This window comes from Mycolicibacter sinensis, from assembly GCF_001667375.1.
GTDB classification, from domain to species: domain Bacteria; phylum Actinomycetota; class Actinomycetes; order Mycobacteriales; family Mycobacteriaceae; genus Mycobacterium; species Mycobacterium sinense_A.
On the sequence record NZ_LZIN01000052.1, the window covers coordinates 81,425 to 102,030 of the forward strand.

The 20,606-nt window shown below is 69.1% G+C and carries 20 protein-coding genes; 8 read left to right on the forward strand and 12 right to left on the reverse strand.

Annotated elements, in window-relative coordinates; genetic code table 11:
• The first annotated feature begins 160 nt into the window (after nt 1–160).
• Complete coding sequence (locus A5771_RS10400) at nt 161–1,516, forward strand: wax ester/triacylglycerol synthase domain-containing protein (protein WP_064855134.1); 1,356 nt, start codon at nt 161–163, stop codon at nt 1,514–1,516.
• Here A5771_RS10400 and A5771_RS10405 read toward each other — a convergent pair.
• Nucleotides 1,513–4,014, reverse strand: a complete 2,502-nt coding sequence (locus tag A5771_RS10405; protein WP_207545424.1) for a DNA translocase FtsK — start codon at nt 4,012–4,014, stop codon at nt 1,513–1,515. The two genes, A5771_RS10400 and A5771_RS10405, sit on opposite strands and share 4 nt — an antisense overlap.
• 152 nt (nt 4,015–4,166) lie before the next feature.
• On the opposite strand from A5771_RS10405, the gene A5771_RS10410 reads away from it, so the two are divergent.
• Together A5771_RS10410 and A5771_RS10415 are read left to right on the forward strand one after the other, a co-directional pair.
• Nucleotides 4,167–4,484, forward strand: coding sequence for a putative quinol monooxygenase (locus tag A5771_RS10410; protein ID WP_064855135.1), 318 nt, complete (start codon nt 4,167–4,169; stop codon nt 4,482–4,484).
• A complete protein-coding gene (locus tag A5771_RS10415; protein ID WP_064855136.1) occupies nt 4,484–5,293 on the forward strand; it encodes a mycofactocin-coupled SDR family oxidoreductase in 810 nt (269 codons plus the stop codon). Before A5771_RS10410 ends, A5771_RS10415 begins: the two co-directional genes overlap by 1 nt.
• A 1-nt stretch (nt 5,294) precedes the next feature.
• Here the strand turns inward: A5771_RS10415 and A5771_RS10420 are convergent, their stop codons facing one another.
• Genes A5771_RS10420 through A5771_RS10435 form a run of 4 tightly spaced genes read right to left on the reverse strand, consistent with a single transcriptional unit; the run spans nt 5,295 to nt 9,386 of the window.
• On the reverse strand, nt 5,295–6,971 hold the full coding sequence (locus tag A5771_RS10420) for a ribonuclease J (RefSeq protein WP_064855137.1): 1,677 nt from the start codon (nt 6,969–6,971) through the stop codon (nt 5,295–5,297).
• Nucleotides 6,972–6,977: 6 nt separating this feature from the next.
• Nucleotides 6,978–7,880 carry a 4-hydroxy-tetrahydrodipicolinate synthase gene (dapA, locus tag A5771_RS10425; RefSeq protein WP_064855138.1) on the reverse strand — a complete coding sequence of 301 codons (903 nt, stop codon included), beginning with the start codon at nt 7,878–7,880 and terminating at the stop codon, nt 6,978–6,980.
• 32 nt (nt 7,881–7,912) lie between these two features.
• Complete coding sequence (gene thyX / locus A5771_RS10430) at nt 7,913–8,665, reverse strand: FAD-dependent thymidylate synthase (RefSeq protein WP_064855165.1); 753 nt, start codon at nt 8,663–8,665, stop codon at nt 7,913–7,915.
• A 31-nt stretch (nt 8,666–8,696) separates the two neighbouring features.
• Nucleotides 8,697–9,386 carry a sensor domain-containing protein gene (locus A5771_RS10435; protein WP_234783019.1) on the reverse strand — a complete coding sequence of 230 codons (690 nt, stop codon included), beginning with the start codon at nt 9,384–9,386 and terminating at the stop codon, nt 8,697–8,699.
• A 269-nt stretch (nt 9,387–9,655) separates the two neighbouring features.
• Between A5771_RS10435 and A5771_RS10440 the strand changes: the two genes are divergently transcribed.
• Complete coding sequence (locus A5771_RS10440) at nt 9,656–9,892, forward strand: CsbD family protein (RefSeq protein ID WP_064855140.1); 237 nt, start codon at nt 9,656–9,658, stop codon at nt 9,890–9,892.
• A gap of 90 nt (nt 9,893–9,982) precedes the next feature.
• Nucleotides 9,983–10,705, forward strand: a complete 723-nt coding sequence (locus A5771_RS10445) for a DoxX family protein (protein ID WP_064855166.1) — start codon at nt 9,983–9,985, stop codon at nt 10,703–10,705.
• A 14-nt stretch (nt 10,706–10,719) separates the two neighbouring features.
• Here the strand turns inward: A5771_RS10445 and A5771_RS10450 are convergent, their stop codons facing one another.
• Genes A5771_RS10450 through A5771_RS10460 form a run of 3 tightly spaced genes read right to left on the reverse strand, consistent with a single transcriptional unit; the run spans nt 10,720 to nt 13,222 of the window.
• A complete protein-coding gene (locus A5771_RS10450; protein ID WP_064855141.1) occupies nt 10,720–11,943 on the reverse strand; it encodes a winged helix-turn-helix domain-containing protein in 1,224 nt (407 codons plus the stop codon).
• Nucleotides 11,943–12,425 (reverse strand): dihydrofolate reductase, encoded by a 483-nt coding sequence (locus tag A5771_RS10455; RefSeq protein ID WP_064855142.1) that lies wholly within the window; start codon nt 12,423–12,425, stop codon nt 11,943–11,945. The genes A5771_RS10450 and A5771_RS10455 overlap by 1 nt, the downstream gene beginning before the upstream one ends.
• Nucleotides 12,422–13,222, reverse strand: coding sequence for a thymidylate synthase (locus A5771_RS10460; RefSeq protein ID WP_064855143.1), 801 nt, complete (start codon nt 13,220–13,222; stop codon nt 12,422–12,424). The genes A5771_RS10455 and A5771_RS10460 overlap by 4 nt, the downstream gene beginning before the upstream one ends.
• Before the next feature lie 43 nt (nt 13,223–13,265).
• On the opposite strand from A5771_RS10460, the gene A5771_RS10465 reads away from it, so the two are divergent.
• The 3 genes from A5771_RS10465 to A5771_RS10475 are packed head-to-tail and all read left to right on the forward strand — an operon-like array spanning nt 13,266 to nt 16,232.
• Complete coding sequence (locus A5771_RS10465; RefSeq protein ID WP_064855144.1) at nt 13,266–14,021, forward strand: alpha/beta fold hydrolase; 756 nt, start codon at nt 13,266–13,268, stop codon at nt 14,019–14,021.
• Between the two features lie 52 nt (nt 14,022–14,073).
• Nucleotides 14,074–14,697 (forward strand): TetR/AcrR family transcriptional regulator, encoded by a 624-nt coding sequence (locus tag A5771_RS10470; RefSeq protein WP_064855145.1) that lies wholly within the window; start codon nt 14,074–14,076, stop codon nt 14,695–14,697.
• A 2-nt stretch (nt 14,698–14,699) separates the two neighbouring features.
• Nucleotides 14,700–16,232, forward strand: coding sequence for an FAD-dependent monooxygenase (locus tag A5771_RS10475; RefSeq protein ID WP_064855146.1), 1,533 nt, complete (start codon nt 14,700–14,702; stop codon nt 16,230–16,232).
• A 13-nt stretch (nt 16,233–16,245) separates the two neighbouring features.
• Here A5771_RS10475 and A5771_RS10480 read toward each other — a convergent pair whose 3' ends face one another.
• From A5771_RS10480 to A5771_RS10495, 4 genes are read right to left on the reverse strand one after another with little or no spacing between them, the layout of a single operon-like run.
• Nucleotides 16,246–17,598, reverse strand: a complete 1,353-nt coding sequence (locus A5771_RS10480; protein WP_064855167.1) for an MFS transporter — start codon at nt 17,596–17,598, stop codon at nt 16,246–16,248.
• Nucleotides 17,595–18,590, reverse strand: a complete 996-nt coding sequence (locus tag A5771_RS10485; protein ID WP_064855168.1) for a phosphotransferase family protein — start codon at nt 18,588–18,590, stop codon at nt 17,595–17,597. Before A5771_RS10485 ends, A5771_RS10480 begins: the two co-directional genes overlap by 4 nt.
• Nucleotides 18,591–18,612: 22 nt before the next feature.
• On the reverse strand, nt 18,613–19,389 hold the full coding sequence (locus A5771_RS10490; protein WP_064855147.1) for an SDR family oxidoreductase: 777 nt from the start codon (nt 19,387–19,389) through the stop codon (nt 18,613–18,615).
• Nucleotides 19,386–20,603 carry an acyl-CoA dehydrogenase family protein gene (locus A5771_RS10495; RefSeq protein ID WP_064855148.1) on the reverse strand — a complete coding sequence of 406 codons (1,218 nt, stop codon included), beginning with the start codon at nt 20,601–20,603 and terminating at the stop codon, nt 19,386–19,388. Before A5771_RS10495 ends, A5771_RS10490 begins: the two co-directional genes overlap by 4 nt.
• Nucleotides 20,604–20,606: the final 3 nt, after the last annotated feature.

The following is a 20,606-nucleotide window of genomic DNA, read 5'->3' on the forward strand; positions in this document are numbered from 1 at the left end:
TGCCGGTTGCGGAAAAGCTCTGGTGTCTGGTCCGTGTCCGGTCCGTGTCCGGGGCGTGTCTGGCGAGGCCGGCGCCGCGAACCAGGGACTTCCGGCCCTGCCGCCGGCATCGCGCACACGAGATAGTGGTACTGACAGTTGCACACACCCGGAGGCAGCCATGACCGAGCACCTAAGGCCGCTGGACACGAGTTTGCTGCACGTGGAAGACGCCGACCGGCACACGCATCTGGGCATGGGCGCGCTGGCGGTTCTGGACGGGCCGATCCCCGATCACGAGTCGCTGATATCGACACTGGGCGAGCGGATCTCGGCCTGCCCCCGGTTCGCCCAGCGCTTGCGGCGCCGGGTCTTCGACCTGGGCGCGCCCGAGTGGGTGCACGACGGCAACTTCAGCCTGGCCCGCCATGTCTGCCGCGTCGCGGTTCCGAGCCCCGGCAGCGACGACGAGTTGTTCGCCGTCGTGGCCGAATTGATGTCCTGGCGGCTGGACCGGGACCGGCCGCTGTGGGAGATCTGGGCGATCGAGGGCCTGTCCGGCGGCCGCTGGGCGCTGCTGGTCAAAGTTCACCCGTGCGTCGCCGACGCGGTCGCCACCGTCCACATCCTGGCCGGACTGTCCGATGAGGGGGTGGCGCACGGCAGCCGGCCCGGCGCAGCGAATTCCGCCGAGAGCGCCGGACCGCGCACCGGATGGCACGGCGCGCTGTCGACCGCGGCCTCGATCGCCGTCGACGCGATGATGGGCGTCGCGCAGGCCGAGCAAATGCTGCGCGGCGCTGCGGAAGTGGCGACCGGGCTGCTGCGGCCGGTCGGCCCGCTCAACGGCCCGCTGACGAGCCGGCGGCGCTACACCGCGGCTCGGGTCCGCGCCGCCGAGGTAGACCAGATCTGCCGCACCTTCGATGTGACCGTCGACGAGGTGGCACTGGCGGCGATCACCGAGAGTTACCGCAACATCTTGATCCGCCGCGGCCGGCGCCCGCAGCCCGGTTCGCTGCGGACCCTGGTGCCGACTCGGCAGGCGGTGCTGCTGCCCCGGCTGCCGGTCGACGAGGACAACCCGGTGGTCCGGTTACGGCTAGTGCATGCCCGGCTGGCCGAGGCCACCGTCGCCGCCGAGCGCAGCAACTTGATGCGAGCGGCGGCGCGCGCGGTCCCGGCCCCGATGACCGCGTGGGCGACCAACCTGGTGTCCCGGTTGCCGCAACGCAGCGTGGTGGCGCTGGCGGCCCCGGTCGCCGGCCCGGAGCTGCCGCTGCAGATCATGGGACGCACCGTGTCCGCGGTCTTTCCGATCCCGCCGATTGCGCTGCAGTTGCGCACCGGCGCGGCGATTCTGCGGTACGCCGATGAGCTGTTCTTCGGCATCCTGGCCGACTACGACGCCGTCGCCGACGCCGACGAACTCGCGCGCGGCATCGAAGCCGCGGTGAGGCGCCTACTGGTTCGCAGCAAGCGGCCCAGGCGGTCGGGCCGGGACCGGCACGGGTTGGCGCTGGTGGTCAACGTCTAATCGTCGGCGTCATCGGCGTCGTCGTCTAATTCGCCGCCGCCGCGGATGGCCATCAGGGTCGCGGCCAGCTCGTCGGGTTTGACCAGCACCTGGCGGGCCTTGGAGCCCTCGGACGGGCCGACAATGCTGCGGGTCTCCATCAGGTCCATCAGCCGGCCCGCCTTGGCGAAGCCGACCCGCAGCTTGCGCTGCAGCATCGAGGTGGAGCCGAACTGGCTGGACACCACCAGCTCGACGGCCTGCAGGAAGACGTCCATGTCGTCGCCGATGTCGGGGTCGACGTCGGTGCGCTCCCCCGTCGACTTGGCGGTGGTGACGCCCTCGGTGTACTCCGGCTCGGCCTGGTCCTTGGCCGCGGTGACGACGGCGTGGATCTCCTCGTCGGTGATGAACGCGCCCTGCAGCCGGACCGGCTTGTTGGCGCCCATCGGCAAAAACAGTCCGTCGCCCATTCCGATCAGCTTCTCCGCGCCGGCCTGGTCGAGGATGACCCGCGAGTCGGTCAGCGACGAGGTGGCGAACGCCAGCCGGGACGGCACGTTGGTCTTGATCAGGCCGGTGACGACGTCCACCGACGGCCGCTGGGTGGCCAGCACCAGGTGAATGCCGGCGGCGCGGGCCTTCTGCGTGATCCGCACGATGGCGTCCTCGACGTCGCGTGGCGCGGTCATCATCAGGTCGGCGAGCTCGTCGACGATCGCGAGGATGTAGGGGTAGGGCCGGTAGACCCGTTCGCTGCCCAGCGGAGTAGTGATCTCCCCGGAGCGCACCTTCTCGTTGAAGACGTCGATGTGGCGCACCCGGGATGCCTGCATGTCCTGGTAGCGCTGCTCCATCTCCTCGACCAGCCAGGCCAGCGCGGCCGCCGCCTTCTTCGGCGAGGTGATGATCGGGGTGATCAGGTGCGGAATGCCTTCATACGGCGTGAGTTCCACCATCTTCGGGTCGATCAGGATCATCCTGACCTCTTCGGGGGTGGCCCGCGCCAACAGCGACACCAGCATCGAGTTGACGAAGCTGGACTTGCCCGAGCCGGTGGAGCCGGCCACCAGTAGGTGCGGCATCTTGGCCAGGTTGGCGCTGATGAAATCGCCCTCGATGTCCTTGCCCAGGCCGATCACCAGCGGGTGGTGGTCGCGGCGGGTGGACGGCGCGGTCAGCACGTCGGCCAGCCGCACCATCTCCCGGTCGGTATTGGGCACCTCGATGCCGACCGCGGACTTACCCGGGATCGGTGCGAGCATCCGCACGCTTTCGGTGGCCACCGCGTAGGCGATGTTGCGCTGCAGGGCGGTGATCTTCTCGACCTTGACCCCGGGCCCCAGCTCCACCTCGTAGCGGGTGACGGTGGGGCCGCGGGTGCAGCCGGTGACCGCGGCGTCGACCTTGAACTGCTCGAGCACCGACGTGATCGCGTCGGTCATCGCCTCGTTGGCGGCGGTGCGGGTCTTCGGCGGATCGCCGGCGATCAACAGGCTCAGCGGCGGCAGCGTGTAGGGCCCCTCCACCACCCGGTCCAGCACGACGGTGGTGTCGGTCGGTTTGGCCGTCTTGGGCTTGGGCTTACGGCGGGCGGGCTTGGGTACATCGGCGGGCGCTACGTCCGTTTCGGAGAGCGGGTAGTTGTCCAGCGGGGTGCGCGACTGCCAGTCCGGGGCGTCGTCGGCGAGCGCCCCATCGTCATCCTCGGCGACGGCGGCGTCGTCGTTATCGTAGCCGTCGTCATAATCATCTTCGTCGTAGTAGTCGTCGTCGGAATACCCGCGCGCGGTGAACAGATCGCGCAACGCCTCGGGCGCCTCGCGCAGGGTGGTGCCGGTCAACAACAGCACCCCGAACAGCACGGCGATGCACAGCAGCGGCGCGGCGATGAAGGCGGTCAGCCCGTCGGCCAGCGGCCCGCCGATGGCGAATCCGACGAAACCGGCGCCGTGCAGCCGGCCTTCCGGGGTCGGCGGGGAGCCGGACCACAGATGCCACAGGCCCAGGATCGGCAGGGCCACCATCGCCGAACCGAGGATCAGCCGGGGCCGGTTCTCCGGGTCGGGTTCGGTGCGCATCAACAGCACGGCGCCGACGCCGGCGAGCACCGGAAGCAACACCACCGCCCCGCCGACCACGACGCGCAGCCCGGTGTCGATCCAGGCCCCGACCGGCCGTGCGGCGTCCAGCCAGCAACTGGCGGCGGTCACCACGGCCAGGCCCAACAGGGCCAGGGCAATGCCGTCCCGGCGATGGCCCGGGTCGATGTCGTGGGCGCGGCCGACGGATCGCGCAGTGCCGCCGGCCGCCTTGGCGACCATCAGCCAGCCCGCCCGGGCGGCCCGGCCGCAGGCCAGCCCGGCCCCGGCCAGTCCCGAGCGTTGCCGACGCGGTGCCGGTTTGCGACGCGCGGCCGCAGCGCGGGCCGGCCGGGAGTTGGCCCGCGAACCAGCCTTTGACCTGCTAGTTCGCGTTCCCGATCGAGCTCCGGTCCCACTAGCCGTCTTACTAGCCATAGCCGCAAGCCTAACCGCAATACCCTCATTCGCACCATCTGCCACACTGGTCACGAGCGAGGCCGCGCGCCGCGGTCACCCGCGTGGCAGCAATCACACGGCGCCTGCGTACGGTGACAGGGCCACACATAAGCCTGTCTAAGGAGACCTTCATGCCGGTAATCGTCGTCGCCACCTTCCCCATGAAGCCGGAGTCGATGGACATCGCCCGGGAGATCTGCACGAAAGCAGCCGGGCCGGTGCACGAGGAGCCGGGTTGCCAGCTGTACTCGGTGCACGAGGGCGACGGCTCGTTCGTGTTCATCGAGCAGTGGGCGGACGCCGAGGCATTGCAGACGCACTCGGCCGCGCCGGCGGTCGCCGAGATGTTCGGCAACCTCAAGGAGCACCTGGCCGGGGCGCCCGACATCAAGATGCTGCAGCCGCTGCCGGCCGGCGACCCGGCCAAGGGCCAGCTCCGGGGCCAGTGATGGGAGCCCTGGACGGCAAAGTCGCGTTCATCACCGGCGCCGCCCGCGGCCAGGGCCGGGCCCACGCGCTGCGGTTGGCCGGCGAAGGCGCCGACATCATCGCGGTCGACCTGTGCCAACAGATCTCCAGCGTGCCGTATCCGCTGGCCACCGCCGACGATCTGGCGGAGACGGTCAAACTGGTCGAAGAGACCGGTGCGCGCATCGTGGCGAGGGAAGCCGACGTCCGGGATCGCGCCGCGCTGGGCACCGCCCTGCAGGCCGGCCTCGACGAACTCGGGCGGCTCGATTTCGTGATCGCCAACGCCGGAATTGCGCCGATGGCCGGCGAGGACGCCTGGCAGGACGTGATCGACGTCAATCTCACCGGTATCTACCACACCGTCGATGTGGCGATGAAGCCGATGATCGCCCACGGTGACGGCGGGTCGATCGTGCTGGTCAGCTCGGTGGCCGGGCTGGTCGGTCTGGCCGCTCCTGCGGCGGGATCCCTGGGTTACGCCGCCGCCAAGCACGGCATCGTCGGACTGATGCGGGTGTACGCCAACTTACTTGCGCCACACAGCATTCGGGTCAACTCCCTGCACCCCGCCGGTGTGCAGACCCCCATGATCGACAACGAGTTCACCCGGAAGTGGCTGGAGGGCATCGACACCCAGGGCGGACCGGACATGGGCAACGCGTTGCCGGTGCAGGTACTGCAGCCGGAGGACGTCGCCAACGCCGCATTCTGGCTGGTGTCCGATGCGGCCCGCTACATCACCGGCGTGACGCTGCCGGTGGACGCCGGCTACGTCAACAAGAGGTAGCTCAGATCTCGATGACGGTCGGCACGATCATCGGCTGCCGCCGGTAGACCTCCCCGACCCACTTGCCCACCGTGCGGCGCACCGCTTGGGCGATCCGGGCCGGGTCGGTAACCCGCTCGGCAGCAAGGGATTCCAACTCCGCCTCGACCTTGCGGGCCGCCGACTCCAACGCCTTGGGGTCTTCGGAGAAGCCTCGCGAATGCAGATGCGGCGGCGCCACGGCCTTGCCCGTGCCGCGGCGCACCACCACGGTGATCGCGACGAAACCCGACGACAGGATCAGCCGCTCCCCCAGCGTCGCGTCGCCGACGTCGCCGTCGACCAACCCGTCGACGAACACCTTGCCGACCGGGACCGCGCCGGCGATGCTCGCCTGCCCGCCGACCAGGTCGACGCTGACGCCGTTCTCGGCCAACAGGATCGACTCGCGCGGCACCCCGGTGCGCTCGGCCAGCGCGGCGTTGGCGCGCAGCATCCGCCAGGTGCCATGCACCGGCATCACGTTGCGGGGCCGTATCCCGTTGTAGAGGAACAGCAGTTCGCCGGCGTAGGCGTGCCCGGAGACGTGGACCCGCGCCGCGGCGTTGGTGATCACCCGGGCACCGATCTTGGCCAGCGCGTCCATCACGCCGTAGACCGCCTCTTCATTACCCGGAATCAGCGACGACGACAGCACCACCAGATCGCCTGCGGTCAGCGTGATGGACCGGTGCTCGCCCCGCGACATCCGCGACAGCGCCGACAGCGGCTCGCCCTGGGTCCCGGTGGTGACCAGCACCACCTTCTCCGGGGGCATCAACTCGGCAGCCCCAATATCGACCAGATCGGAGTCTTCCACCCGCAAAAAGCCCAGATCCTTGGCGATGCCCATGTTGCGGACCATCGACCGGCCGACGAACGACACCCGGCGGCCCAGCGCGACCGCGGCATCGACGATCTGTTGCACCCGGTCCACATTCGAGGCGAAGCACGCCACGATCACCCGGCCCTCGGCGCCGCGGATCAGCCGGTGCAGGGTGGGACCGACCTCGCTCTCGCTCGGCCCGACGCCGGGTATCTCGGCGTTGGTCGAGTCGCACAGGAACAGGTCCACGCCCTTGTCGCCCAGCCGCGACATACCGGGCAGGTCGGTGGGGCGCCCGTCCGGCGGCAGCTGGTCGAGCTTGATGTCGCCGGTGTGCAGCACCGTGCCGGCGCCGGTGTGCACCGCGATCGCCAGCGCATCCGGGATGGAGTGGTTCACCGCGAAGTATTCGCACTCGAATACCCCGTGGGTGCTGCGCTGCCCCTCGGCGACCTGGACGAACACCGGCTTGATGCGGTGTTCGCGGCACTTGGCGGCGACCAGCGCGCAGGTGAACTTCGATCCGACCACCGGGATGTCGGCCCGCAGTTTGAGCAGGAACGGAATTGCCCCGATGTGGTCCTCGTGGGCGTGCGTGAGCACCAGTGCCTCGACGTCGTCGAGCCGGTCGACGATGTGCCGGATGTCGGGCAGGATCAGGTCGACGCCGGGCTCGTCGTGGCCCGGGAACAGCACGCCGCAGTCGATGATCAGCAACCGGCCGAGGTGCTCGAACACGGTCATGTTGCGGCCGATTTCGCTGATGCCGCCGAGCGCCGTGACGCGCAGACCACCGGCGGTCAGCGGGCCCGGCGGCTTGAGGTCCTCATTCACCCGTGCTCACCCGAGGACCGACGCGGTGCGCATGTCGAGGGCCAGTTCGTCGATCTCGGCCGCGGTCGCGGGCACCATCGGCAGGCGGGGCTCGCCGGCGTCGAAGCCCTGCAGCCGCAGACCGGCCTTGACGAAGGTCACCCCGCCGGTGCGGGCCATCGCGTTGGACAGCGGCGCGATCGCGACGTTGATCTTGCGGGCGGTCTCGACGTCGCCGGCGGCGTAGGCGGCCAGCATGTCGCGCAACTGGGCGGCCGCGAAGTGCGAGATCACGCTGACGAACCCGGTGGCGCCCATCGCCAGCCACGGCAGGTTCAGGGCGTCATCGCCGGAGTAGTAGGCCAGTCCGGTCTCGGCCATGATCTGCGCTCCGGCGTGCAGATCCCCCTTGGCGTCCTTGATCGCGACGATGTTCGGGTGCTCCGCCAGTTCGAAGATGGTGTCCGGGGCGATCGGCACCACCGAGCGGGCCGGGATGTCATACAGCATCACCGGCAGCGGGCTGGCGTCGGCGACGGCGGTGAAGTGGGCCAGCAGCCCGGATTGCGAGGGCCGCGAGTAGTACGGGGTGACCACCAGCAGGCCGTCGGCGCCCACCCCGGCGCAGGCCTCGGCCAGCCGGACACTGTGCTCGGTGTCATTGCTGCCGGCCCCGGCAATGATGCGGGCCCGGTCGCCGACCGCTTCGACCACGGCGCGCAGCAGGGTGAGCTTCTCGTAGTCGGCCGTGGTCGGCGACTCGCCGGTGGTCCCGGAAAGGACCAGGCCGTCGCAGCCGGCGTCGACGAGGCGGTTCGCCAGCCGTACAGCGGCGTCGGTGTCCACCGAACCGTCCGCACTGAACGGGGTCACCATGGCGGTCAGCACGGTGCCCAGCTGCGCCTTGGCATCGAATCCGCTGCTGCTCACGGCCCTAAGATTACCTGGCGCCGCGGAGGTGCTCAGACCTCGGTGGCGAGCGGACTGGTCGCGACTTCGGTGCCGTCGGCCAGGGCGCTGATCTGGAAGTCCCCGAATGCCGCCGGGGCCACACCGGTGAGCTGTCGCAGGCACTCCACGGCCAACCGGCGGATCTCGACGTCGGCGTGCTCGCTGGCGCGCATCGCAATGAAATGCCGCCACGCCCGATAGTTGCCGGTCACCACGATGCGGGTTTCGGTGGCGTTGGGCAGCACGGCGCGGGCGGCCTGCCGGGCCTGTTTGCGCCGCAATACAGCGTTGCTTTGACCAGCGAATTTGGCTTCCAGCCGATCCAGCAGCGCGGTGTAGGCGGCCCGGCTGGCGTCGGCGGCCTGCGCCAGGATCTGCTGCAGTTCCGGGTCGTCTTCCATGCCGGGGGGCACCACGATCCGCGCGTCCGGTTCGGGGACGTAGCGCTGCGACAGCTGGGAGAACGAGAGATGCCGGTGCCGGATCAGTTCGTGGGTGGCTGACCGGGAGATTCCGGTGATGTAGAAGCTCACGCCGGCGTGTTCGAGCACCGAGAAATGCCCGACGTCGATGATGTGGCGCAGGTAGGCGGCGTTGGTGGCGGTTCGCGGATTGGGCTTGGACCAGCTCTGGTAGCAGGCCCGGCCGGCGAACTCGACCAGCGCCGGCCCGCCGTCGGCGTCGGTGCTCCATGGCACGTCCGGCGGTGGGAGGAACTCGGTCCTGGCAATCAGTTGCACGCGCAGCGGCGCTGTGTCGGCCACGGCACTCACCTTAAGGCGTGCGGGCCCGGGGTCAGCCCTTCGGCACTTTCGCGGCGATTTTCCGGGCGATGACGACCGCGGAGTCCTTCGGGTCGGTGCTGCAGGTGTTGACGTCGACGATGACGTTGTTGGCCACGGCCAGCGCCCGCCCGCAGGCCTGCCACGCCGATTCGCCGGCGTTCTGCTGGGTCGCGACGGTGCTCAGCACGCCCTCGGCGTTCGAGATTCGCCCGGCGCTCCACTCCGAACCGCTCTGGGTGTGGGTGTACTCGTGGCATTGTGGCCACTGCTTGGCGGAGGCCTCGAAAAACGCCATGGCCTGCTTGGCGGTCGGGAACAGCACCACCGCCTGGTCGACAAAATGGGCGTTGTCTTCGCCGTCGCTGACACTCTGCTCACGCACCGCGCTGAAACCGCTGCCCGCGTACACCTGTTCCTGCGCGACTCCGTCGACGGCCAGGCACTCCCGCGGCTCCATCGTGGTGCTGTCGTCGGGCAGTACATCGTGCGGAGCGTGTGCCTTCATCTCGGTGACGCCCATGACCGGGCTGATCTCGTCGGGATTGAGCAACAGTGCCCGCAGGCCTTCTTCGGCCACCGGTGCGACGGTGACGGTCGTGGTGGTCGTGGTCGGCGCGCTGGCGGCGGGCTTGGCCGCACCTCCGCTACTGCCGCAGCCGGCGACCAGAATGCAACCGACAACACCGAAAACCAATGACACCGAACCCCGCACGCGATCACATCCCGTGTTTCCGACCATTGGGATCCGCACGCCAGTTGAGGGCGTCACCGATCAGTTAACGGCCAGGTTAGCGAAATCCGGTGCCGGGGCGCACTACCCGAGGCGAGGCGATCCGGCGGCGCGCAAGTTTACGTCGTAAGTCCGGCGGGTATTCGGGCGTATCGGCGGCCACCGGGCCGCCTGCTGGGTGGACGGCCAGCACTGCGACAGCGTCCGCTCAGGCTTTACCGAGAGGAGAGGCGCACCACATGAGTGACAAGGACAGTGGACCCGAAGCCGGCATCAAGGGCGTCGTCGAAGACGTCAAGGGCAAGGTGAAAGAGGCTGCCGGGACGGTGACCGGTGACGACTCGCTCAAGCGGGAAGGCCAAGCGCAGCAGGACAAGGCCGAGGCTCAACGTGAGGTCGCGACCAAAGAGGCCGAGGCCGAGAAGGCTCGGGCCAAGGCCGAAGCCGAAGAGGCGCGCCAGCGTGCCGAGCAGTAATCCCACCGGCGATGCGGCGCCGGCGAGTTTCGACTCGCCGGCGTCGCAGCAAAGGCGCCGGAACTGCGTTCCCCAGGAGGCCCTGTGTTGATGCGTAGGATCGCTCGTCCGCTGCTCGCGGCAGCGTTTGTCGGTCAAGGTGTGGAGGCGTTGCGCCGGCCGCAGCAAGCCGGCCAGACGGCCCGCCCGGCGTTCGACGGACTCAAGCAGTTACCGGACGAGGTAGCCGCCAAGGTGCCCTCCGACGTCGAAACTTTCGCCAGAGTCAACGCACTGGTGCAGATCGGTGGTGGCCTTCTACTGGCCAGCGGCAGGATGCCGCGGATTGCGGCGGCGGCGCTGGCATGCACGGTCATTCCGGGCAGCGCAGGCGGCCACATGTTCTGGGCGGAGCCCGACCCGCAGCGCAGGGCCCAACAGCGCCAAGCATTACTGACCGACGTCAGCCTGATCGGCGGGTTGATGATCGCGGCCTCGGACACCGAAGGAAAACCCTCGCTGGGCTGGCGGGCCCGGCGTGCCGCCCGGCACGCCTACGAACGGGCGGCCACGGCGCTACCCACCACCTCCGGTGATGCGGTGCTTGAAACGGTCGGCGAAAGGGTCAGCGCCGGCTTGCAGTCCGGCGCCGAACACGGCCGCGAACTCGCCGAGCGGGTCGGCGAGAAGGCCGGACCGTTACTGGAGGCGGCCGGCGAGCGGGGCTCGCAGCTCGCCGAAGTCGCCGCCGACCGCGGCACCGAATGGGTGCACGCGGCCCGCGAAAACGCCACCACGCTGGCCGAAACCGCCCGCCGGCGCCTGCACCGCTGAGCCGGTGCTGCGGTCTACCGCCGTGGTCGGGTTCGGCGTAGCTCGGCGACCAGATCGCCGCGCTCGCCCACGCTGATATCGTTCAGCCCCAGCCAGGAGGCCATCGACTCCAGCTCTGCGCGCAGCGCGATCGCCACCCGCTCCCGGTCCCGGCCGTCTTCGGCGAACGCCGCAACGACGTGCAGGGCGTCGCGGGTCCGGTCGGCTTTGAGGTCCACCCGGGCGACCAGTTCCCCGTCCAGCAAGAACGGCCACACGTAGTAGCCGAATCGGCGCTTGTGCGCCGGGGTGTAGATCTCCAGTCGATAATGAAAGCCGAACAGTCGCTGCACCCGGGGCCGGAAGAAGATCAGCGGGTCAAACGGGCACAGCAGCGCGCTACCCCGATCGGTCCGCGGAATCGTCTGCCCGGCACGAAGATAGGCCGGCGCATCCCAACCGGTCACCGCCACCGGCTCCAGCTCACCGGTAGCCACCAGCGTCGCGATCGCCGGTTTGGCCTGGGCGGCTGAGAGCCGGAAGTAGTCGCGCAGATCGGCCTCGGTGCCCACGCCCAGTGCTGTTGCCGCCCGCAGCACCAGCTCCCGCACCGCCTCGTCGTCGTCGACCTGGCGGGCGAGCACATCGGGCGGGAGCACGTTCTGCGCCAGGTCGTAGTGGCGGGCGAACCCGATCCGGGTGGCGGTGGTCAGCACGCCGGCGGCGAACAGCGCCTCGGCCACCCACTTGGTGTCGCTGCGATTCCACCAGGTTCCTTTGCTGCCTTTGGGCCTGGCGGCCAGGTGGTCCTCGAGCCGCCCGGCGGTGCTCGGGCCCAGCTCGGCGATGGCGGCGACGATATCGTCGGCCAGCTCCGGGTTGGGCGCTACGTTGCCCCACCGGCCGTGGGTGTATTGCGCCATCCGCCAGCGCATCAGAGGCCAGTCGTCGACGGCCATCAGCGCCGCCTCGTGCGCCCAGTATTCGACCAGCAGCCGCGGGGACCGCGCGCTGTGGCTCCACGCGGCCCGATCCAGCACGCCGCGGTCATAGGGACCCAGCCGGCTGAACACCGGGGCGTAGTGCGCACGCACCGCGACCGACACCGAGTCCAGTTGCAGCACCTGGATGCGGGAGATCAGTCGCTTCAGGTGCGCCCGGGTGACAGCGTCTTGCGGCTTCAACGCCGCGAATCCCTGTGCGGCGACGGCGATCCGGCGCGCCTGCAAAGCCGTGAGCCCAGCGCGGGACACCGCCATCAGCGACGGTAGCTGTGGTACCGGTAGCGCAAGCCGCTGTCGCTGCTGAGCCACGGCCCCGAGGTGCCCCGCCAGGATTCGTCGAGAACCGGCGCGACGGCGTCCGCGTCCTGGCGGGGTAGCTCGATCTCGACCTCGGTCACCTCGCAGCGGGTGGCCAGCGGCAGCGTCAGCGCGTAGATCTGTGCGCCGCCGATCACCCAGGTCTCGGCATCGGCCAGGGCAGCGTCGATCGTGCCGACCACCTCGGCGCCGTCGGCGCGGTAGTCCGGGTCGCGGGTCACCACCACGTTGGTGCGTCCCGGCAGGGGCCGCACCGAGGCCGGTAGGGATTCCCAGGTCAGCCTGCCCATCACCACCCGATGCCCCAGCGTGAGTTCCTTAAAGCGCGCTTGGTCCTCGGGCAACCGCCAGGGGATGCCGCCGGCACGGCCGATGACTCCGGACACCGACTGCGCCCAGATCAACGCGAGCGCGCTCATACCGCCACGGGTGCTTTGATCGCCGGATGCGGATCGTAGTCGACGATCCCGATGTCGTCGAAGGTGTAGTCGAAGATCGAATCCCGATGCGCCAACACCAGTTTCGGATAGGCGCGGGCTTCTCGGGACAGCTGCTGGCGCACCTGCTCGACGTGGTTGTCGTAGATGTGGCAGTCCCCGCCGGTCCAGACGAACTCCCCGACGTCCAGCCCGGCCTGGGCGGCCATCATGTGGGTGAGCAGCGCATAGCTGGCGATGTTGAACGGCACCCCGAGGAACAGGTCGGCGCTGCGCTGATACAGCTGGCAGGACAGCCGCCCGTCGGCGACGTAGAACTGGAACAGGGCGTGGCACGGTGCCAGCGCCATCTTGTCCAGTTCGCTGACGTTCCACGCCGAGACGATGATGCGGCGCGAATTCGGATCGGTGCGCAACAACTCGACCGCGCGCGCGATCTGGTCGATGTGCTCCCCGCTCGGGGCCGGCCAGGAGCGCCACTGCACCCCGTACACCGGCCCGAGATCGCCGGTCACCGAAGCCCATTCGTCCCAGATGGTGACGCCGTGTTCGTTCAGCCAGGCGATGTTGGAGTCGCCGCGCAGAAACCACAGCAGCTCGTAGACCACCGAGCGCACGTGCACCTTCTTGGTGGTGATCAGCGGGAAGCCCGCCGACAGGTCGTAGCGCAGCTGGTGGCCGAACAGGCTGCGGGTGCCGGTGCCGGTGCGATCGGCCTTCGGGGTCCCACGCTCGAGCACCAGGGCCAGGAGATCCTCATAGGGTGTGGCGATCGACACGCCGCCCAGCCTAGCGCCGCGGCGACGTAGTACAACGGAAGCCATGCCCACAACAACCGACCTCATCACCACACCCGACGGGCGCTGCCCGGTGCAGCTGTTCACCCCGGAGGGCCCCGGCCCCTGGCCCGGCGTGGTGATGTATCCCGACGCCGGCGGGGTGCGGCAGACCTTCGCCGAGATGGCCGCCGAGCTGGCCGGTTCCGGCTACGCCGTGTTGCTGCCGGATATGTACTACCGGCACGGCGAGTGGGCGCCGTTCGACATGGCCACGGCGTTCAGCGACGCCAAGGAGCGGGGCCGGCTCATGTCGATGCTGGGCAGCGTCACCTTCGACCGGATGGCGACCGATGCGGCGGCGTTCTTCGACTATCTGGCCGGCCGGCCCGAAGTGCGCGGTGAGAAGTTCGGGGTCTGCGGCTACTGCATGGGTGGGCGCACCTCGGTGGTGGTGGCCGGGCGCCTTCCCGATCGGGTGGCAGCGGCGGCGTCGTTCCACGGCGGCGGCCTGGTCACCGACACCCCGGACAGCCCGCACCTGGCGGCCGATCGGATGCGCGCCACCATCTATGTGGCCGGCGCCGAGAACGACGCCTCGTTCACCAAGGCCCACGCCGCGACGCTGGCCGACGCGCTGGCCGCCGCCGGTGTGGAGCACACCGTCGAGTTCTATCCCGCCGCGCACGGCTTCGCCGTCCCCGACAATGCGCCCTATGACGCCGACGCCGCGGCCCGGCACTGGGCGGCAATGCGGCAGGTGTTCGGCAACGCGCTGGGCGGCTCTAGGCCCGGCGCCTAATTGCCCACTAGGCATTATTGCCTATTAGGCAATATTTCTGTACCGTGGCGCCATGTCCGGGTTGCGAGAGCGCAAGAAGGCCGATACCCGCCGCGCGCTATCCGACGCCGCATTGCAACTGACCTTCGAACGCGGTTTGGACAACGTCACCCGAGAAGACATCGCTGACCTCGCGGGGGTGTCGCTGCGGACCTTCAGCAATTACTTCTCCACCAAGTATGAGGCGCTGGCCTACCGGCAGACCGAACGTCTGCGACGTAGCATCGCCCTGCTGCGTGAGCGTCCCGGGGACGAGGCGCTATGGACGTCGATCACCGAGGCGGTGCTCGGGCCCATCGAAGACGACTTCGCCGCCGCGGAAGCCGATGAGAACAGCACGCCGACCCGCGCTGAGCTTGCCGAAGTTCGCAAGGTCCTGATGAACAGCGATATTCGTGGCGCGTTCCCCCGCGCCCTGTTTGACGAGTTCGTCGCGGTGATCGCCGAACGCACCGGTACTGATCCGCACCGCGACTCCTTTCCGCGTCTGGCCGCCGCAGTCCTGCACGCAGTCGTCGAGGCCACCATGGACACCTACGCCACGCTGGATCCGCCGGTCGCCTACCCGCGGTTGCTGCGCTCCGCGTTCGCCGACGTCGCCGCCGGGCTTCCCCCGCCGGTCGGGCGAAAGGTCTGAGCATGGCCGCAGACGCCCCCGTCGTCATCGCGGGCGCCGGCCCCAACGGGCTGATGCTGGCGTGCGAACTGGCGCTGGCCGGTGTCCGGCCAGTGGTGCTCGACGGGTTGCCCGGACCCAGCTCTGAGCCGAAGGCCAACGGCCTTGTCGGGCAAGTGGTTCGGACGCTCGATCTGCGGGGGCTCTACAACAGGTTCAGTGGCGTGGCGGGACCCCCACAGCCGGTTCCGGCGTGGATGTTCTCCGGGATGGCACTGGATCTGTCGCTCAGCTTCAGCGACGCGCGGGCCAATCCGATGTACGTGCTGCCGGTGGCCCAGCCGCAGTTGGTGCGGCTGCTTGTCGAGCGGGCCGCCGAGCTCGGCGTGGCCGTGCGCTGGGGCCACCGGCTCACCGGTCTGGACGCGCGGGACGACACGGTGCTGGCCACGGTCACCTCCGCGCACGGCGACTACGAGGTGGCTACCGATTATCTGGTGGGCGCCGATGGCGGCCGCAGCATAGTGCGCAAGACAGCCGGGATCGCGTTTCCGGGTACGACGGCACCGACCGTCGCCCGGCTGGCGCACGTGCAGATTCCGGAAAGCCTGCGCGCCGCCGACCGCAGCCTGGCGATACCCGGTGTCGGCCGGATAGCTCATGGCCACAACCGGTTCGACCGCGGCATGGTGCTGTTCGGTGAATTCGAGCCCGGCCGGGCACTGTTGGCCACGCTGGAGTTCGGCCCGACGACCGACAGCGGCCCGATGACGATCACCGAACTGCGAGAAAGCCTGCAGCGCATCCTCGACGTCGATATCGCGGTGGGCGAACCGTTGGGTCCGGGCCCGCATGCGCTCCGCCGAATCGACGGGCAGAACAGCCGGCAAGCCGAGCGCTACCGCGCCGGACGGGTGTTGCTGCTCGGCGACGCGGCTCATGTCCACAGCGCGATGGGCGGGCCGGGGCTGAATCTGGGGTTGCAGGACACCGTCAACCTCGGCTGGAAGTTGGCTGCCCAGATCAACGGCTGGGCACCCGAGGGACTGCTGGACACCTATGAGTCGGAACGCCAGCCGCTGGGACAGCGGGTGATGATGCACTCCATGGCCCAGACCGCGCTGATCTCGCCCGGGCCCCAGGTCGGCGCGCTGCGCGAGCTCTTCGGTGAGCTGATCGCCATCCCACAGGTGTCGGCGCACATCGCCGAACTGCTCGCCGGCACCGATATCCGCTACCACGTCGGCGACGACCACCGACTGTCCGGGTGGCAGGTGCCGGACCTTACGTTCGACGACGGCCGCCGGGTCGCCGCGCTGTTGCACCGTGGGCGCGCGGTGCTGCTCGACCTGGCCGACGGCACCGCGGCAACCGTGGCACGCCCGTGGGCCGGCCGAGTCGACGCCATCCGCGCTGCGCTGCCGGAGCCGCCCGCAGCGGCCCTCCTGATCCGGCCCGACGGCTACATTGCTTGGGCGACAGATGCTTTCGATGCTGGGCAGCAGCCAGTACTGGAGGCCGCGTTGGCGAGGTGGTTCGGCGCGCCACGCCGCTGACATCAGTACCGGATCAGCCGGGATGCAGGGCGTCCCCGACGTGGTCGGCGATATTGACACCATCCAGCGCGGTGTCGCGCGTCTCGCGCATCACCAGCAGCGCAGCGAAGGACAGCGCGGCCGCGGCCGACAGATACCCGCCGACCCAACGCACGCCATGTTCGGTGGCCAGCCAGGTGGCGATGAACGGCGCCACCGCCGCCCCCAGAATGCTCGCCGCGTTGTAGGAGACACCGGAGCCGGTATAGCGGACGTTGGTCGGGAACAACTCCGGCAGCACCGCACTCATCGGGCCGAATGCCAACCCCATCAAGGTCATCCCGATGATCAGGAACGTCAGTATCGCCCCCGCGGATCGGTGCGGAGCCAAAAAAGCACCGAAAGTGGTTCCGTACAGCATGATTCCCGCGGTGAAGACCAGCAGCACCGGGCGGCGGCCGAAGCGGTCGGCCAGCACCCCCGACAGCGGCAGCACGCCCACGAAGAAGAGCACCGCGATCAGTTGCAGTCCCAGGAAGTCGGCGTAGCTGTAGCCCAGCCCGGTGCCCTCGGGCGGGCGCCGGCCGGTGCCGTAGCTCAGCGTCCAGGTGGTCACGGTGTAGAACAGCGTGTAGGTCGCCACCATCACCAGCGTGCCGATGATCAGCTGGCGCCAGCTGCCGCGAATCACCTCGGCGATCGGCGCAACGACCCGCTGGCCGGTTTCGATGGCTTGCGCGAAAACCGGGGTCTCGGTAAGCCGTACCCGGACATACAGCCCGACGACCACCATCACGGCGCTCAGCAGGAACGGAATCCGCCACCCCCAGGTGAGGAACTGCTCCGGCCATCGCAGCAGAAAGAGGAAGATCGCGGTCGCGAGCAGAAAGCCCAACGGTGCACCCAGTTGCGGCCAGATTCCCGCCGAGGCCCGTCGGCCCGGTTTGGCGGTCTCGGTGGCCAGCAACGCCGCACCGCTCCATTCCCCACCGAGGGCCAGCCCCTGGCAGAACCGCAGGGCGGCCAGCAACACCGGTGCCACCAGGCCGATGTGGTGATAGGTCGGCAGCAGCCCGATCAGGAAGGTGGCCACGCCCATGACCAGCAGGGAGGCGACCAGCGTGGTCTTGCGGCCGCGCCGATCGCCGAAGTGGCCGAACAGGACCGACCCCACCGGCCGGGCCACGAATGCCAGTCCGAACGTCGCCAGCGACGCCAGCAGTGCCGCGCGGGCGTTTCCCGACGGGAAGAACAGGTGCGGGAAGACGGTGACGGCCGCGGCGGCATAGACGTAGAAGTCGTAGAACTCAATGGTGGTGCCGACCAGCGACGCCACCGCGATCCGGCGGCGCGGCACCCCGTCGACGAGGTCGGACTCCGCTTTCAGATGCCCGCTTGCTCGGCCACCTCGCGGGCCTTGTCCACAAGCGCATCGATCCACGCGGTGATCGGGGTACCCGCAGCGGCTTTGTTCTCCGGGTTGTCCAGCACCCGACGGACGATCCCCTCGGCGATGATCGCGACCTTCCACAGTCCCAGAGCATGCCAGTACTGCAGGGTCGCCGCGTCGCGCCCGGTCTGCTCCAAGTACACCCGGGCCAGCTCGGCGCGGTCCGGGAAGCCGTCCAGCGTGCTGATGACGAACTCCCCGGCGATGTGCTCCTCGCCGGGCTGCGGCCAGTACGCCAGCAGGCTGCCCATGTCGGCCAGCGGTTCGCCGAGGGTGGACAGCTCCCAGTCCAGCACGGCGACGACCTTCCCGCTCTGCGGTGAGGTGATCACGTTACGCAGGTGAAAGTCGCCGTGCACCAAGGTCAGTTCCTGCTGCGGCGGGGCCGCCGCGACCAGCCGCCGGGTCAGGTCGTCGAGTGCCGGCAGCTCCCGCGTCTTGGATTTCTCCCACTGACCGGACCAGCGCTTGAGCTGACGCTGGGCGTACGGCTTGTGGCTGGCCAGATCAGCGAGGCCGACGGCGTCGATCTCCACGGCGTGAATCTTGGCCAGGGTCTTGGGCATTGACAGCCCGATCTCCCGGCGCCGCTGCGGTGTCAGCGACTCGGCCACCGACATCCGGTCGGCCACCACGCCGTCGACGAACTCCATCAACAGCAGCGGCGTATCTTCCGGATCGCGCATCAGCCCGTACACCCGCGGGGTGGGCACGTCGGTGTCCTCCAGGGCGGACAGGATCCGCGCCTCCCGGGCGACGTCGTGGGCCGAGGCCAGCAGTTTGCCCAGCGGCGGGCGGCGCAGCACCCAGCGGTGATCGGCGGCGTCGGAAACCAGGTAGGTCAGATTCGACTGCCCGATCCCGATCCGCTCGAATTTCAGCGGGCGGGTGACCGGAATGCCCAGTTGCGCGATCCAGCGCGCCACCATCGCCGGGTCGACACCGACAACCTCAGCCACCGGAGCCCGCCCGGTACCCGGTTGCGTCACCGAGGATCTGGCCGCCGTCCATCACCAGCGTCTGCCCGGTGATCCAGCTCGCGGCGTCGGACACCAAGAACGCGACCGTGTCGGCCACATCGACGGGCTCGCCGATCCGGCCCAGCGGTATCGCCGTGGACAGTGCCTGCTCATGCTCCTTCCAGAGCACCTCTGCCAGCCTGGTGCGCACCACTCCGGGGCAGATCGCGTTGACCCGCACCTTCGGTGAGAGTTCCAGTGCCAATTGCTTGGTGACGTGGATCAGCGCGGCCTTGGTGGCGTTGTACATGCCCATCAGCGGGGCGAAGCTCAGCCCGCCGATGGAGGCGGTGTTGACCACAGCGCCGCCGTGCTCCCCCATCCACGCCTTGACCGCGCACGACGTCCACAGCAGCGGACCCCATAGGTTGATGTCGAAGATCTTGGCGAACCGGGCGTGGTCCTGGTCGAGCAATGGACCGAACGCGGGATTGGTGCCGGCGTTGTTGACCAGGATGTCGATGCTGCCGAACCGCTCCAGGGTGAGATCGATGCAGCGCTGCGCGGCATCGTCTTGGGCGACGTGCGCGGCCACCCCGAGCGCGTTGCCGTCGACCTGGGCCGCCGCCGCGTCGGCGCTGTCCTGATCGCGTGAGGTCAGCACCACGTTGGCGCCCGCCTCGGCCAGGCGCTGGCCGATCGCCAGACCGATGCCGCGGGACCCGCCGGTGATGATCGCGGTGCGTCCCCGCAGGTCCGGTGTGGTCATCGTGCCTCCTTGTACTTGGCCAGTTCCTGGCGGGCAATGGCGCGCTTGTGCACCTCGTCGGGGCCGTCGGCGAGCCGCAGGGTCCGCAGGTGCGCCCAGAAGGCTGCCAGCGGGAAGTCGTCGGTGACGCCGCCGGCACCGTGTACCTGGATGGCCCGGTCGACGATCTTCAGCGCGATTTCGGGTGCGGCGACCTTGATCGCCGCGATCTCGACCTGCGCCGCCTTGTTGCCGACGGTGTCCATCAGGTAGGCGGCCTTGAGGGTGAGCAGGCGAATCATCTCGATGTCGATGCGCGCCTCGGCGATCCAGTCGCGGATGTTGGCGTTGTCGGAGATCGGCTTGCCGAAGGTGACCCGGGACTGGGCGCGCTTGCACAGCAGCTCCAGTGCCCGCTCGGCCATGCCGATGGCCCGCATGCAGTGGTGGATGCGGCCCGGCCCGAGCCGGGCCTGGGCGATCGCGAACCCCTCGCCTTCGCCCTTGAGCACGTCTTTGGCCGGCACCCGAACATCACGGAAGTCGATCTCGGCGTGGCCCTCCCGGTCCTGGTAGCCGAAGACCGGCAGACCCCGCATGATGGTGACGCCCGGGGCGTCGATGGGCACCACCATCATCGACTGCTGCCGATGGGTCGCGGTGTCGGGGTCGGTCTTGCCCATCACGATCATGACTTTGCAATGGGCGTGCAATGCGTTGGAGGCGAACCACTTACGGCCATTGAGGATATACTCATCGCCCTCTTTGGCCATCGACATCTGCACGTTGGTGGCGTCCGAGCTGGCCACCTGCGGTTCGGTCATCACGAACGCCGACCGGATGGTGCCCTCCAGCAACGGCTTGAGGTACTTCTCCTTGTGCTCGTCACTGCCGAAGAGGGTGAACACCTCCATGTTGCCGGTGTCGGGAGCGCTGCAGTTGCAGGCTTCCGGCGCCAGATGCGGACTGCGGCCCATGATCTCGGCCAGCGGAGCGTATTCGAGGTTGGTCAGCCCCGGCCCCCATTCCGGATGGGGATGAAACAGATTCCACAGACCGCGTTCGCGCGCCTGCGCCTTCAGCTCCTCCAGGATGGGTGGCTGAAAGTGCGGGTCGCCGGCCTCGGCCATCTGCGTCTCGTAGACCGACTCGGCCGGATACACCGCGGAGTTCATGAACTCCAGCAGATCGGACCGGTATTTGGCTGCGCGCTCCGAGACATCGAACAGGGACATGCC